This is a genomic window from Mesorhizobium sp. BHscii, from assembly GCF_053848065.1.
Map to the genome: position 1 here is coordinate 12299 of NZ_JBSPKW010000007.1, position 12637 is coordinate 24935.

Annotated in this window: 14 protein-coding genes and 1 pseudogene; 5 read left to right on the forward strand and 10 right to left on the reverse strand. The window is 63.4% G+C overall.

What is annotated here, in order from left to right:
* Positions 1–10 precede the first annotated feature (10 nt).
* A complete protein-coding gene (gene secDF / locus ACWTU7_RS12135; protein WP_287335473.1) occupies positions 11–2566 on the forward strand; it encodes a protein translocase subunit SecDF in 2556 nt (851 codons plus the stop codon).
* Here secDF and ACWTU7_RS12140 read toward each other — a convergent pair.
* The 5 genes and pseudogenes from ACWTU7_RS12140 to ACWTU7_RS12160 all read right to left on the reverse strand — a co-directional run bounded on the left by ACWTU7_RS12140 (position 2561) and on the right by ACWTU7_RS12160 (position 5633).
* The gene (locus ACWTU7_RS12140; protein WP_455838721.1) at positions 2561–2776 is read right to left on the reverse strand and encodes a hypothetical protein; all 216 of its coding nucleotides are present in this window, start codon (positions 2774–2776) and stop codon (positions 2561–2563) included. The two genes, secDF and ACWTU7_RS12140, sit on opposite strands and share 6 nt — an antisense overlap.
* A pseudogene (locus ACWTU7_RS12145) lies at positions 2773–3447 on the reverse strand (cysteine desulfurase family protein). The gene ACWTU7_RS12140 and the pseudogene ACWTU7_RS12145 overlap by 4 nt, the downstream one beginning before the upstream one ends.
* Positions 3448–3552: 105 nt before the next feature.
* Complete coding sequence (locus ACWTU7_RS12150; protein ID WP_455838722.1) at positions 3553–4008, reverse strand: EF-hand domain-containing protein; 456 nt, start codon at positions 4006–4008, stop codon at positions 3553–3555.
* A gap of 188 nt (positions 4009–4196) precedes the next feature.
* Positions 4197–5483, reverse strand: coding sequence for an MFS transporter (locus ACWTU7_RS12155; RefSeq protein ID WP_455838723.1), 1287 nt, complete (start codon positions 5481–5483; stop codon positions 4197–4199).
* Between the two features lie 3 nt (positions 5484–5486).
* Positions 5487–5633, reverse strand: a complete 147-nt coding sequence (locus ACWTU7_RS12160; RefSeq protein WP_455838724.1) for a hypothetical protein — start codon at positions 5631–5633, stop codon at positions 5487–5489.
* Between the two features lie 72 nt (positions 5634–5705).
* Here ACWTU7_RS12160 and ACWTU7_RS12165 point away from each other — a divergent pair, with 72 nt between their 5' ends.
* Entirely contained in the window at positions 5706–6374 is a 669-nt protein-coding gene (locus ACWTU7_RS12165; RefSeq protein WP_455838725.1) for an ArsR/SmtB family transcription factor, read from the forward strand.
* A gap of 72 nt (positions 6375–6446) precedes the next feature.
* On the opposite strand, the gene ACWTU7_RS12170 is transcribed toward ACWTU7_RS12165, so the two are convergent.
* Positions 6447–6986: a YybH family protein gene (locus ACWTU7_RS12170; RefSeq protein WP_455838726.1), complete on the reverse strand. Its 540-nt coding sequence runs from the start codon at positions 6984–6986 to the stop codon at positions 6447–6449.
* Between the two features lie 99 nt (positions 6987–7085).
* Positions 7086–7355: a hypothetical protein gene (locus ACWTU7_RS12175; RefSeq protein ID WP_455838727.1), complete on the reverse strand. Its 270-nt coding sequence runs from the start codon at positions 7353–7355 to the stop codon at positions 7086–7088.
* A 103-nt stretch (positions 7356–7458) separates the two neighbouring features.
* On the opposite strand from ACWTU7_RS12175, the gene ACWTU7_RS12180 reads away from it, so the two are divergent.
* Positions 7459–8427, forward strand: a complete 969-nt coding sequence (locus ACWTU7_RS12180) for a LysR family transcriptional regulator (protein WP_455838728.1) — start codon at positions 7459–7461, stop codon at positions 8425–8427.
* 104 nt (positions 8428–8531) lie between these two features.
* Here ACWTU7_RS12180 and ACWTU7_RS12185 read toward each other — a convergent pair whose 3' ends face one another.
* Positions 8532–9365: an SRPBCC family protein gene (locus ACWTU7_RS12185; protein WP_455838860.1), complete on the reverse strand. Its 834-nt coding sequence runs from the start codon at positions 9363–9365 to the stop codon at positions 8532–8534.
* A complete protein-coding gene (locus ACWTU7_RS12190) occupies positions 9319–9927 on the reverse strand; it encodes an ArsR/SmtB family transcription factor (protein ID WP_455838729.1) in 609 nt (202 codons plus the stop codon). The genes ACWTU7_RS12185 and ACWTU7_RS12190 overlap by 47 nt, the downstream gene beginning before the upstream one ends.
* A 216-nt stretch (positions 9928–10143) precedes the next feature.
* On the opposite strand from ACWTU7_RS12190, the gene ACWTU7_RS12195 reads away from it, so the two are divergent.
* Positions 10144–10536: a GFA family protein gene (locus tag ACWTU7_RS12195; protein ID WP_455838730.1), complete on the forward strand. Its 393-nt coding sequence runs from the start codon at positions 10144–10146 to the stop codon at positions 10534–10536.
* A 45-nt stretch (positions 10537–10581) separates the two neighbouring features.
* Here ACWTU7_RS12195 and ACWTU7_RS12200 read toward each other — a convergent pair whose 3' ends face one another.
* Positions 10582–12090 (reverse strand): winged helix-turn-helix domain-containing tetratricopeptide repeat protein, encoded by a 1509-nt coding sequence (locus ACWTU7_RS12200; protein ID WP_455838861.1) that lies wholly within the window; start codon positions 12088–12090, stop codon positions 10582–10584.
* Positions 12091–12274: 184 nt separating this feature from the next.
* On the opposite strand from ACWTU7_RS12200, the gene ACWTU7_RS12205 reads away from it, so the two are divergent.
* The gene (locus ACWTU7_RS12205; RefSeq protein WP_065011685.1) at positions 12275–12478 is read left to right on the forward strand and encodes a DUF1127 domain-containing protein; all 204 of its coding nucleotides are present in this window, start codon (positions 12275–12277) and stop codon (positions 12476–12478) included.
* Positions 12479–12637 lie beyond the last annotated feature (159 nt).

Genomic DNA, 12637 nt, shown 5'->3' on the forward strand with positions numbered 1-12637 from the left:
GGACAAGAACATGCTGCATTTTTCGCGCTGGAAGACCATTCTCATCTGGCTGACGGTCCTGGCCGGTATCCTGTACGCAGCTCCAAACCTGGTTCCCGCCTCCACCCTGGCATCGCTGCCGAATTGGCTGCCAAAGCGGCAGCTGACGCTGGGCCTCGACCTGCAGGGCGGCTCGCACATCCTGCTCCAGATCGATCGGCAGGATCTCGCCAACGAACGCCTCGAATCGGCCCGCGACGAGGTCCGCACATCGCTGCGCGATGCCCAGATCGGCTATACCGGGCTTACCGGCACCGCCAATTCCATCCAGGTCCGCATTCGCGACCAAGGCCAGATCGAAGCTGCGAAGACCGCGCTCGAAAGATTGACGCAGCCGATCTCGACCGGCCTTTTCATGAGCGGCTCGGTGACCGAGATGGAGATGGCCGAGCCGGAACCGGGCCTGCTGCGCTTTACGCTGACCGAAGCCGGGATCGACTACCGGATCGCCGCGGCGCTCACTCAATCGATCGAGGTGGTGGGCCGGCGCGTCAATGAGCTCGGCACGACCGAGCCGATCATCCAGCGGCAGGGATCGGAACGCATCATGGTCCAGGTGCCGGGCCTGCAGGATCCGCAGCGGCTGAAGGATATCCTCGGACAGACCGCCAAGCTGACCTTCCAGATGGTCGACCAGTCGATTCCCGTCGAGGAGGCGATCTCCGGCCGCCCGCCTGCGGGCTCGACGGTGTTGTATTCGACGGACGAGCCGCGGGTTCCGCATCTGATCGAGAACCGGATCATCGTCTCCGGCGAAAACCTCGTCGACGCGCAGGCAACCTTCGACCAGCGCACCAACGAGCCGGTGGTCTCGTTTCGCTTCGACAGCCGCGGCGCCACCCGCTTCGGTCAGGCTACTCAGGCCAATGTCGGGCGCCTGTTCGCCATCATCCTCGACGACGAGGTGATCTCCGCGCCTCAGATCCGCGAACCAATCCTGGGCGGCACTGGGCAGATATCCGGCAGTTTCACGGTGGAGAGCGCGAACGACCTTGCGGTCCTGCTGCGCGCCGGCGCGCTGCCTGCCGACCTCACCATCGTCGAGGAACGCACCGTCGGTCCGAGCCTCGGTAGCGATTCGATCGAGGCGGGCCAGTTCGCGTCAATCATCGCCGGGTTCCTGGTCGTCGGCTTCATGCTGTTCGCCTATGGGCGACTGGGACTGATCGCGAACATCGCGCTCCTGGCCAACGTCGCATTGATTATCGCCGTCCTGTCCGTTCTCGGCGCGACGCTGACGCTGCCTGGCATCGCCGGCATCGTGCTGACGATGGGCATGGCGGTTGATTCCAACGTCATCATCTTCGAGCGCGTCCGCGAAGAGAACCGCCAAGGGCGCTCGATCGTGCAGTCGATGGATTCCGGGTTCAGACAGGCGCTGGCGACCGTCGTCGACGCCAATGTGACGACACTGATTGCGGCCGTCATCCTGTTCTTCCTTGGCTCGGGGCCGATCAAGGGGTTCGCCGTCACCCTCGCCATCGGCATCGTCACCACCGTGTTCACGGCCTTCACGCTGACGCGCTGGCTGGTCGCGTTCTGGCTTCGCCGGCAGCGGCCGAAAACGATGCCCAACGGTGTCATGCGGCTGGTGCCCGACGACACGCGCGTGCCGTTCATGGCATTCCGAAAATACGCCTTCACGCTGTCCTTGCTGTTGTCGATCGCTTCGGCCGTGCTGTTCTTCACGGTCGGCATGAACTACGGCATCGACTTCCGCGGCGGTTCGAGCATCGAGGTGCAGGCGAAGGGCCAGCAGGCCGACATCGGCGACATCCGTCAGCGGCTGACGGGCCTCGAACTGGGTGAGGTGCAGGTGCAGGAGTTCGGCTCGACCCGCGACGTGCTGATCCGCATCGGCACCCAGGGGGGCGGCGACATTGCCGAACAATCCGCCGTGGAAAAAGTAAGAAGCGCACTCGAAACCGATTACGAGTTCCGCCGCATCGAGGTTGTCGGTCCGACGGTTTCCTCCGAACTCGCGTTCAACGGCACAATGGGCGTGCTCGCCTCACTGCTGGCGATGCTCGTCTACATCTGGATCAGGTTCGAATGGCAGTTCGGGCTCGGCGCCATCATTTCGACGTTCCACGACGTGATCCTGATGATCGGCTTCTATGTCGTCGCCGGCATAGAGTTTAATTTGACCTCGATAGCCGCGATCCTGACCATTGTCGGCTACTCCATCAACGATACGGTTGTTGTCTATGACCGGGTCCGCGAGAACCTGCGCCGCTATAAAAGGATGCCGATTGCCGAGCTGCTCGACCTGTCGATGAACCAGACCCTGGCGCGAACGGTCCTGACCGGCGTGACCACGCTGTTCGCGCTGGCGGCGCTTTCGATCTGGGGCGGCGAAGTCATCCAGTCCTTCACGGTCGCGATGATCTTCGGCATCCTCGCCGGGACCTATTCCTCCATCTTCGTCGCCGGGCCGCTGCTGATTCTGTTCAAGCTCCGGCCGGGCGCCCTCAGTCCAGAGGAAGCCGCAGCGGCGAAAGAGCCGCCGGCGCAGCAAGCCTTATGACGTGACGGCTCGAAGCCGATCCACGATGGGGTCGATTTCGGCGCCGGTCGTTCCTCGACCAAGACTGAAGCGAACGGCGCCCATGCCGATCTTCTCGGGCACGCCCATGGCCGTGAGCACTGGGGAGAGCTCGACCCGGCCGGCGTGACAGGCCGAACCGGTCGACGCCGCGACGCCCTCTAGACGCGAAAGCACCTCGGCACCGATCATGCCGACGAACGAAACGCTGAGCGTGTTGGGAAGGCGGTGCTGGGGGTGCCCGTTGAGTGCGACACGGTCGCCGAAACTCTCCTGCAGCGCGTCCGATCGCGCAGCACGCGGACGCGCGCCATCGGCTCCAGGTCGCCGGCGAGCGCACAGGCAGCGCCGAGTCCGACCGCGAGCAGAGCGCTCTCAGTGCCAGCACGCCGGTGGATCGTGCCAACCTCATTGTTGGCGTGCATGACGCTGATCAGGATGGTGCGCGGCGTGACGGCACGACGCACGTCCTCGGGATCGACCCGGCCCGTGCTGTCGACCGGCACATAGGTCACTGCCGCGCCGAGCTGCTCGAGGAACCGGCAAGGGGCGAGAATGGCCGGATGCTCGACCGTGGTGGTGACGATATGCTCGCCCTTGTGCCTCAGCGCGAAGAACGTGCCCTTGATCGCCAGGTTGTTGGCCTCGCTGCCGCCACTTGTGAACACGATCTAGTCGGGTGCGCAGTCGAGCAGCGCCGCAACCTGGATGCGGGCCTTCTCCAGTGCAGCCTTCGCCGGCATGCTCGCCCAATGGCCGCTCGACGGATTGCCGAAAGCCTCATCCAGATATGGCCGCATGGCAGCCGTGACCGAAGGATCGATCGGCGTGCTGGCGTTGTAGTCGAGATAGATCGATGTCATGCTCAGGAGCCTCGGTCGCGGCTTGTCGGTATACCCGCACCTTTCCGGCGGCGAACGTCGCGGCCGCGCGGAGGCCGTCGTGCCCGGCAATCAGCTTGCGCGCGGCTATTCCCGCATGAATGCCTGAACCTCTTCGGTTGTCACTTTGCCGTCCTTGTTCGCGTCGACCTTATCGAAGATTCTCTTATGGATGGCGGTGATCTCTTCGAAGGAAAGCGCGCTGTCGCCGTTCGTGTCGGCAATGGCGAACATGATCTTCATCATGTGCCCGCGCATGCGCATCATCGGCATTGCGCCCATCATGCCGGGCTGCATCATCCCGCCGCCCATCATGCTGTGGCCCATGCCCTGGCCCATCATGCCCTGGCCCATCATGCCGGGTTGAGCGGGCTGTGCACCTTGGTCTTGTCCCGCCATACCTCCAGGCTCGGGAGACGGCGCCTGCGCGACCGTCGTATGGTGCGGATCCGCTGCGGTCGTTTGCGCGGCGGCTATGGCCGTCGCGCCGGCGGCGACAATGGCGGCGAGCGCGGCCGCGCGCATCAGTGCAATCAACGTCATAACATCCTCCTTCCTCTCATGGGGCTCGGCAGAGCTCGTCCCAAGGCGCTGGCGGCTCTGCGGCCGGAGATGCTTTTCAGCTCTTTCCCTACTGCCGGCAAACCGCCGGTCGCGGTCAAACTTCAATGTAAGCCAAAGGCGTGGCGAATTTGCGCCGGATCAATTGCTCGGGGAGCGATCTGCCGCTGTCATGTTGCCCTCCTTGAGGACGGATCTGTAGACGAGCGCGAGACATCGCTCATCACGACAGCCACGACTACCCCTGAGAGAAACGTCAGCGCGGCGATCGATGCGATCGCCCATGACAGCCCGAAGCTGTCGGCGATGAGGCCGGCGGAGAGCGCACCGATCGCGTAGCCGAGATCCCGCCAGAACCGATAGACGCTGAGTGAGCGGGCGCGCCAGGTCGGATGCGAGGCATCGGACACGGCTGCGATCAAGCTCGGGTAGACCATTGCCGTGCCGAGGCCGAGCAGAAGGCTGCCGACGATCCACCACTCGAACCGGTGCGTCGCCGCGGTGAGAAACAGACCGGCGGCCTGAACCCACATGCCGGCGACGATCAGGCCTTTGCGCCCCAAGCGATCGCTCAGGGAACCCGTGGCGATCTGCAAGACACCCCATGTCGCGGGATAGATTGCCTTGAGGATGCCGATGCGCTCGACACCGAGACCGAAGGAAGCGAAGAACAATGGGAAAATGCCCCAGCTCATGCCGTCGTTGAGATTGTTGACGAGACCGGCCTGCGAGGCGGCGAACAGGTTGCGATCCCCGAACGAGGTGAGCGCGAAGATCTCACGAAAGCTGATCGGCGCGGCCTGCTGCGCGTGGGATGAAGCCTCCAGCCGAACATGGTCGCGCGTGTCGCGCACCAGCAGGATCGACAGTGCGGCACCGACGACCGCATAGCCGATGCCGAGATAGATCGGCACTGGCCGAAGTCCGTATTGCGCGGCGAGATAGCCGGTCAGCAACGCCGTCACCCCGACGGCGAGATAGCCGGCGAACTCGTTGAGGCCGACGGCAAGGCCGCGCGATTTCGGCCCGACGAGATCGACTTTCATGATCACGGTCATCGACCAGGCGAGCCCCTGGTTGATGCCGAGCAATGCGTTGGCCGCAATCACCCATTCCCAGGTCGGCGCCCAGATGATCATGAACGGCACCGGCAGGCCGACCAGCCATCCCAAAACGAGTACGCGCTTGCGGCCCCACGCGTCGGCAAGCTGGCCCGAGACCAGATTGGCGAGGGCCTTGACGACGCCGAAGCTGACGATGAAGGAGACGATGAGCGTCGTCGATGTGACGTGGAACTCCTCCGATCCGATCAGCGGCACCACCGTCCGTTCTATCCCGACCATGCCGCCGACAAAGGCGTTGATCACGACGAGCAGCGCGAATTGCGGCCAGTTCTCCCTGAGGCCGAGCCTGACGGATGAACCCGTCTTGCCTGGAACCGATGCCGCTTCCTCCATGGGTCAGGCCGCCGCCGCAGCCAAGCCGGAATTGGCGGCCCGGAGTGCCGCGGCCTTGGGCGGTACCGGCGGAATCTCGGCGAGCATGAAGCGGATGAACGCGCCCTCGTCCTCGATCAGGAGGGTGTGAAGAAACTGGCGGAGGATCATGGTCTTGCGCGCCTCGCTACGAAGGGCTAGAACACTCAATCATTCCGCTGAATGTTTCACTGAGGAGAAGCGGTGTCAAGCATCGGACCGAAACAGGCGATCTACGCAGGCCTTGCCGAAGTGGCTCAGGCGCTCGGCCATCCGCATCGGCTCGGGCTGCTGGAGCATCTGGCGCAAGGGGTGCGCAGCGTCGAGGACCTCGCCGCGCGAGCCCATCTGAGTTTCGCCAATACGTCGCGCCATCTGCAGATCCTGCGGCGGGCGCGCCTCGTCGAGACGCAGCGCCGCGGCAAGCACGTGCTCTATAGTCTTGCCGGCGATGCCGAGGTGGTGGCGCTGATCAAGGCGCTCGGCCGGGTCGGCGAGCGAAACGTGGCCGAAATCGGCCGCGTCATGGTCGACTATTTCCGCGCTCGCGATGCGATGGAACCGGTGTCGCGAGACGACCTCGTCTCGAGGCTGCATGACGGCGTGGTCACGGTTCTCGACGTGCGGCCCGAGGATGAATTTGGGGTTGGGCATCTTCCAGGCGCCCTCAACATCCCGCTGGCCGAGCTGGAGCGTCGCTTGGGCGAGCTACCGGCGGATCGGGAAGTGATCGCCTATTGCCGCGGCCCTTATTGCGTTCTGTCGTTCGAAGCGGTCGCCGCCTTGCGGGAGCGGGGCTACCTCGTCCGTCGGCTCGAGGACGGCTATCCCGAATGGAAGGCCGCCGGCCTACCGGTCGAAACGGCAGCCTGAAACAGAACGCGCGGAGCTGTCAGAGCGTTGGGAGATTGCAACGTTGGTCTGGCGTGGACCCTCAGCGGCGGGTCAGCGGGCCAGCGCGGCCGCCTGCTCCAGGCTGATACCCCGGGCGAGCGGGTCAGCGTGCCGGTGCGCGAGCCGCCATTCGGATCCTTCGCGGCGATAGACCAAGGTGACGCGCAGCGGCCAGTCCTGGGCCGGCAGACCGCCGACTTCGCCGCGGCCGCGCTCGATGACAGCGAGAACCACCATGTCGGCCGCGGCATAGGCTTGGACCAGCTCTTGTTCCAGCGTGCCGTTCTTGAAGAAACGCCCCATTGCCTCCCAGCGTTCGCTTGTCATCTCCACGCCGCGTGTCGGCTTTCCGCCGAAAGGCGACATAAGCGTGAAGTCATCGGTGAGCGCAATCAACGCACGGTATCGGGCGATGTCGCCGCGCATCAGCGCCGCGTTGGCTTCGGCGGTCTGCCTGATGAGCGTGGCAACCTCATCGTCGGCGATGGAGACCTGATGGGCAACGGCAGAGTCGCTCGTAGCTTTCGTGACCCCAAGCGACGCGAGACCGGCGCCTGCTGCAGCGAGTGCTGAACGTCGTGAAACTGGCATGAGAATTTCTCCTATGTTTGTACCAATCCGCAGGCGCAGCCTGCTGGCATCGGTCGAGCCGATGCGATCTCACATCTTTCAACCGGCCGGCATTTTCCGTCAGGGCTTCAAAAGACTGTGCAGCGGCTGGAAGGACAGCTTCGGCCGGATGCCATCCGGCAGATTCGGCGCGATATGAGCAGCGAAGAAGCGCGTCGCGTCTTCCTGGGAGTTCCACACCTCGACGATCCGCCAGCCGGCTGCCACCGGGTGCGACACGTGCATGATGAAGCCCGGCGCCTGCCTCAAAGCGCCACCCACGAGGGCGAGCATGCCATCATACCCTTGCCGCGACTGTCTGCCGACCTCGGAAATCATCATCACCGACATGGCTGTTTTCCCGCTCAAGGCTGCGTTCGTCCGAGCGATGCACCGCTCAACCGGCAGAATTGCATGTTGATCTTGATGAAGCCAATGATATGATTTCAGCAATATGCTGAACGGAATTGATCTTTCACGCGCCGATCTCAATCTCCTCGTCCTCTTCGAGGCCGTGCTCGAAGAGCACCACGTGGGCCGGGCTGCGGACCGGCTTAATCTGACTCCATCGGCTGTCAGTCACGGGCTCGGCCGGTTGCGCCGGCTCCTCAATGATCCGCTGTTCCTAAGAACACCCAAGGGCGTCGTGCCGACGGCGCGTGCGACGGAACTGGCCGCGCCGATCGCCGATATTCTGGCGCGCGTGCGCAGCGTCATGGCGACTGCCGCACCCTTCAACCCCGCCACGGCGGTGCGCCGGTTCGCAATCGGCGCGCCGGACGGTGTCTCAGCCGTGATCCTGCGCCCGCTTCTCGCCAAACTCAGCCGGATTGCGCCACGCATCGACATCGGCGTGCGTCAGCTCTTGCCCTCTCCGGCCCGCGTGTGGCGAAGCGCGATTGTCGATCTCGAGGCGCACGCCATCAATATCGCGATCATTCCGTCCGATGACATCCCGCCTCGCTTCGAAAAGCGCTGCATCTACGAAGAAGACTTTGTAATTGCCATGCGCCTTGGACATCCGTTCGCGCGTGATCCGACCCTGGAGCGATACTGCGACATGCAGCATCTGGTGGTCTCGCACAGTGGCGATCCCTATGGCTTCGTGGATGAACAGCTGGCCAAGCAAGGCCGGGCAAGACGGATCGCGTTGACTGTTCCCAACTTCATGTTCGCGCTTGCGGTCATCGCGGAGACCGATCTCATCTCGGCCCTGCCGCGGCGATTCGTTACCATGCATGCGGCGCGTTTCGGCGTCCTGAGCCTCGATGCCCCGTTGCCGTTGCCCGGCTTCCGGCTCAACGCCGTCGCTCCCAAGGTCGCGATGATGGATGCGGGTGTGGCATGGCTCTTCGATCTGCTCGCAGGAGTGGAGCATACTGCGCAAAAGCACCACAGCGGCCTGCCCGCACTAAGACGGTAATCATAGCTCGGAAAGCTTCGTCGGCTCCATGGCGGGTGTGCTTTAGGGTAGATTTAATGCCGCGCAGCGTTGATGAAACTGACAACTACGTTTCCGCTGGAGCGCTACTCGCTCGAAGTTGGAAAGTGCTTTTCAAGCCAGGTTCGCCATCTTGGCTCCTCCCGTTTTGCAACGCTCGCTGCATCGTCGCCAAAGAGGAAAAACCGCACGGACAGGAATGTCATCCCGCCCATCGGCAAGGCGAAGAGGTGCGCGAAACCCGGCGCGGGCTGGTCCAGCCGGACCACCAGCTCGGGATGGTCCTGCGGCCCTGTTCGTTCGACGACACCCTCGAATGCCCGCGTGTCCGAAGCCACGCGCCGTTGTTCAGTCGCATTCGCCAGGCCCAAGGGTTCAACCAGCTTTCGCCATGCATCGGCTAAAGGTTGAGAGGACCGGAACAAGAGCTGAAAAGCCGAGCCGTGCTGCCCGGGAAAGTGCTTGAGGTAGAGGCGGAGCAGGCGGAAGAAGGCGATCCATCCATAGCTGTGGTCTTCGAACTGATCATCCCAATCATCAGAAGTCGCGAACCACCGATGGACAACGCGAACGGTGCAAAGCCCGCCGGACTTCGCCTCGACGGTCCATTCCGTCGCTACCGTTCCCGCCTGACCCGGTGCTTCTGCGACAAACCGCTTGGGCGGCTCCCAAGCCGTGATGGTGGCGACCGAATCCATGCTTCCATCGGCAGCGAAATGCGAAACGGTGGTTCCTCCGATGCGGCCTTCGAGTTCGCTCGGCACGAACCATTGAGATATTCCAGGTCCCGTTGCGATCGCGTTCCAGACGTCCTCCGGTGTACCGGGGACGTCCACTTGCGCCTCGACCGAGCGATTGCCGGCGGAATCTTTTTTACTGGCATTGAACGTCCTTTCCTTGCGGATTGGCTGGTGAAGGATGCGCCGTCACGACAAGGCGATGGGACCGCCCCTGCGGCGCTGTTTCGTCGTGATAGCGTGCCGCCAGCGTGGTGATGGCCTCAGCCAGTTCACGCGTGAACGAGGCGCGGTCGGCGGCGGAGCGGAAGCGGATTTCGGTGTCGATCGCCAAGGTCGCCAGGTGTTTGCCGGCATCCGTGGCGGCGCGCTGGAGGGCCCCGATCTCCCGCACCAGCCGAGCGCCGAGCGCGATGAGGTAGCTTGCCGACAGGCGGTCGGCGGTGCGGTCCGGATCGGCGCCGACCGGACCCAGCGCGCTCGTCGAGACGACATAGCTTGTGGCGCTCGCCACCATGAGCCGCTCGGTCAAGCCACCCCACTTGCGCGTGTCTGCAACTTGGACAAGCCCGTGCTCCTCCAGAGCACGCAGATGGTAATTGATTTTCTGCCGCTTGAGACCGAGGCGTGTGGCGAGGGCAGCGGCCGAGGCGGGCTCCCGCAGTTCCGAGAGGAGCTGACTCCGGACCGGCTCCAACGCGGCGGCGGCCGCGCTCGGCCGATCTATGACCTCGATATCGAGCATGCAGCCCTCACATTGACAAGTTTTCCTGTCAATGCCGTTGACGAGTATATTTGTCAAGAGCGAAAGGACCGCTTCGTTCCAACAAGAGGGCGGCAAGGGTGGGCGCGGCCCGCTCCGGAAGACAACGCGTCCTCCCCGCCCGCAGCGGGGCAATTGCAATGACAGTGCCGTTCGTTGTAGCCATTCCGACCGCTTGATTTTGGAGGGAGATGCAGCATGGACCGATTCACTGGCGGTTGCCTGTGCGGCAACGTCCGAATTGTGGCGTCGGGACTCCCATACCGGGTCGGCATTTGTCATTGTCTCGACTGCCGCAAGCATCATGGGGCCCTTTTCCACGCTTCCGCGGTGTTCCCCCAGGATGCGGTGACGGTCGAAGGCGAGACGCGCGACTACGTCGGGCGGTTTTTCTGTCCCCGCTGCGGCTCTACAATTTTCGGTCGCACCGCAGACGAAATCGAAGTGAACCTGGGATCCCTCGATGCCCCTGACCAACTGATGCCGACCTACGAAAGCTGGATCATTCGTCGCGAGTCCTGGTTGCCGCCGTTTCCGCTCACGAGACGATACGAACGCGATCGTGACGCCAGGAGTCGCTTTGAGGAATAGGTCGCACGAACGGTGCGAAAGCGTTTAGGAGGTCACGCCGGCGCGTCACTCCGGAAGACCGGCCTTGCGGAAGCCATCAACGAAATGCTCGAGCGTCGCGGCATCGCGGAATGGCTCCGTCGTGGCCCAGTGGCGGGTGGTGAAATGCGGGTTGCCGACGAGGAACAGTTCGACCTCTGCGCGCGCCTCGTCGAGCCGGCCCAATTGGGCAAGGCTTGCCGCCAGGAAACGGCGCGAGCTCGTACGATAAGTCTCGTCCCTGCGCAGTGTCTCGACAGCGGCTTCGTATGCGCCGGCCGCATATTGCGCCTGACCGAGCGCCAGATAGTACCAACTTGCCGGAAACGGGTTCAGCCGGAATGCCTTGCGAATGTGCTCAAGGCCCTCCTCGACCCGTCCGGCCAGGACCGCGATGTCGGATAACGCCGCCCAGGCATCGGCCTCGTTCGGGTCCAGCTCGATCGCCTTGGCGAATTCCGCATCCGCCTCGGCGAAGCTGCGCTCATAGGCAAGCAGGTAAGCCAAAACCCAGCGGCAGCCGGCATCGTTGGGGTCGATCGCCACGGCTTTGCGCGCCAGTTCCAAAGCAACGCTACGGGATGTTTCGGTTGGTCCGCCGGAATGCACCCATCCCATCCAGTGGTTCATGGCAAGCCAGCGATAGGCCTCGGCATATTCCGGATCGAGCGAAACCGCGCGGGTGAGCATCAGATGCGCTTCGCGCGCCGTCTGCGGCGAATCATCCATCAGCTTGCGCGCCCGCACGCAGAGATCGTAAGCCTCGAGGTTTTTGGGCCGATTGCGCGGCGGCGGTGCGCGCAACCTGCCGAGCAACGCCTCCACGATCTTGCCGGTGACCTCGTCCTGAACGGCAAAGATATCTTCCAGGCTGCGATCGAAGCGTTCCGCCCATAGATGGTCGCCACTCACCGCGTCGACCAGCTGTGCATTGATGCGCACGCGCCCCGCGGCGCGTCTTGCGCTACCCTCGATCAGATAGCGCACGCCAAGGTCCTCAGCGATCTCGCGCACGGCCATCGCCTTTCCTTTGTAGGCAAAGGCCGAGTTGCGTGCGATGACGAACAGGCCGGAGATCCTGGACAGGTCGGTGATCAGATCTTCGGTCAACCCATCCGCGAAGGATTCCTGCTCGGGATCGTTGCTGAGATTGACGAAGGGCAGCACGGCTATCGATGGTTTATCGGGCAGCGGCAAAGGCTTTCGCTTCGCGCCACCGAGCTGTTCGACGGCCCCAGTGAAGCGGTAGCCGACGCGCGGAACCGTGGCGATCCATTCGCCGCCGTCCGCGGCCGGACCAAGCAGCTTGCGCAGCTGCGCGATCTGGACGGTGAGATTGCCTTCCTCGACGGCGGTGCCCGGCCACGCCGAGTCCATCAACTCGGCCTTCTCAAGGATTTCGCCGGGCCGTTCAACGAGCGCCGCAAGTAGCTTTAGCCCGCGGTAGCCAACGGCAACGGGAACATCGTTGCGAAGCAGCGTTCCCGCACCGGAATCAAGCACGAACGGACCAAAGGCAAAGCGCGATCCCTGCATGCGGCGCATTTATAGCCCGTTTGGAAGTTTTGAGAACTATTTGGGAGAGCTTAATTACGACGCTGTTCGTATCCTGCAGAATTCAGCCTCTTTCAGGTCGAGGGTCCCCGGACCTTCAAACCATATGGAGGTTGCTATGAACGATACTCTTGCATCGGCCCGGCATCAGGCAGCGCGGCCGGGAATGCCCGTGGAGCCAGCGGAAATGTCGCGTCGGCACTACAGCCTGGCGACCCTGCGAAGCATTGTCGCGGCCTGGGACGAGCGGAAGCGCTTTCGCTGGGAACTTGAGCAAATGTCGAAGGACAATCCTCATTTGATCGACGATATCGGTCTGACGAGACGGCAGGTCGAGGCAGAGATCGCCAAGCCCTTCTGGCGGCGATAATCCTCGTCGCCGCAAGGTCGCGATACCGTCATCCTCGTCCTTGGTGCGCCAAAAGCATCTCAGAACAGTACTCGCCCAGGCCGGTCGCCGCGCGGACAGCCCGACCATGAGAAGACCGGCCGACGCTCTTCGGCAACGTCGGGAACTCGCGCCGCTCGT

What these genes read in the sequence shown, in the direction of transcription:
- secDF (WP_287335473.1), top strand. Translation starts at nt 11, where the DNA reads ATGCTGCATTTTTCGCGCTGGAAGACCATTCTCATCTGGCTGACGGTC.
- ACWTU7_RS12140 (WP_455838721.1), bottom strand. Translation starts at nt 2,776, where the DNA reads ATGATCGGTGCCGAGGTGCTTTCGCGTCTAGAGGGCGTCGCGGCGTCG.
- ACWTU7_RS12150 (WP_455838722.1), bottom strand. Translation starts at nt 4,008, where the DNA reads ATGACGTTGATTGCACTGATGCGCGCGGCCGCGCTCGCCGCCATTGTC.
- ACWTU7_RS12155 (WP_455838723.1), bottom strand. Translation starts at nt 5,483, where the DNA reads ATGGAGGAAGCGGCATCGGTTCCAGGCAAGACGGGTTCATCCGTCAGG.
- ACWTU7_RS12160 (WP_455838724.1), bottom strand. Translation starts at nt 5,633, where the DNA reads ATGATCCTCCGCCAGTTTCTTCACACCCTCCTGATCGAGGACGAGGGC.
- ACWTU7_RS12170 (WP_455838726.1), bottom strand. Translation starts at nt 6,986, where the DNA reads ATGCCAGTTTCACGACGTTCAGCACTCGCTGCAGCAGGCGCCGGTCTC.
- ACWTU7_RS12175 (WP_455838727.1), bottom strand. Translation starts at nt 7,355, where the DNA reads ATGTCGGTGATGATGATTTCCGAGGTCGGCAGACAGTCGCGGCAAGGG.
- ACWTU7_RS12180 (WP_455838728.1), top strand. Translation starts at nt 7,459, where the DNA reads ATGCTGAACGGAATTGATCTTTCACGCGCCGATCTCAATCTCCTCGTC.
- ACWTU7_RS12190 (WP_455838729.1), bottom strand. Translation starts at nt 9,927, where the DNA reads ATGCTCGATATCGAGGTCATAGATCGGCCGAGCGCGGCCGCCGCCGCG.
- ACWTU7_RS12195 (WP_455838730.1), top strand. Translation starts at nt 10,144, where the DNA reads ATGGACCGATTCACTGGCGGTTGCCTGTGCGGCAACGTCCGAATTGTG.
- ACWTU7_RS12200 (WP_455838861.1), bottom strand. Translation starts at nt 12,090, where the DNA reads ATGCAGGGATCGCGCTTTGCCTTTGGTCCGTTCGTGCTTGATTCCGGT.
- ACWTU7_RS12205 (WP_065011685.1), top strand. Translation starts at nt 12,275, where the DNA reads ATGCCCGTGGAGCCAGCGGAAATGTCGCGTCGGCACTACAGCCTGGCG.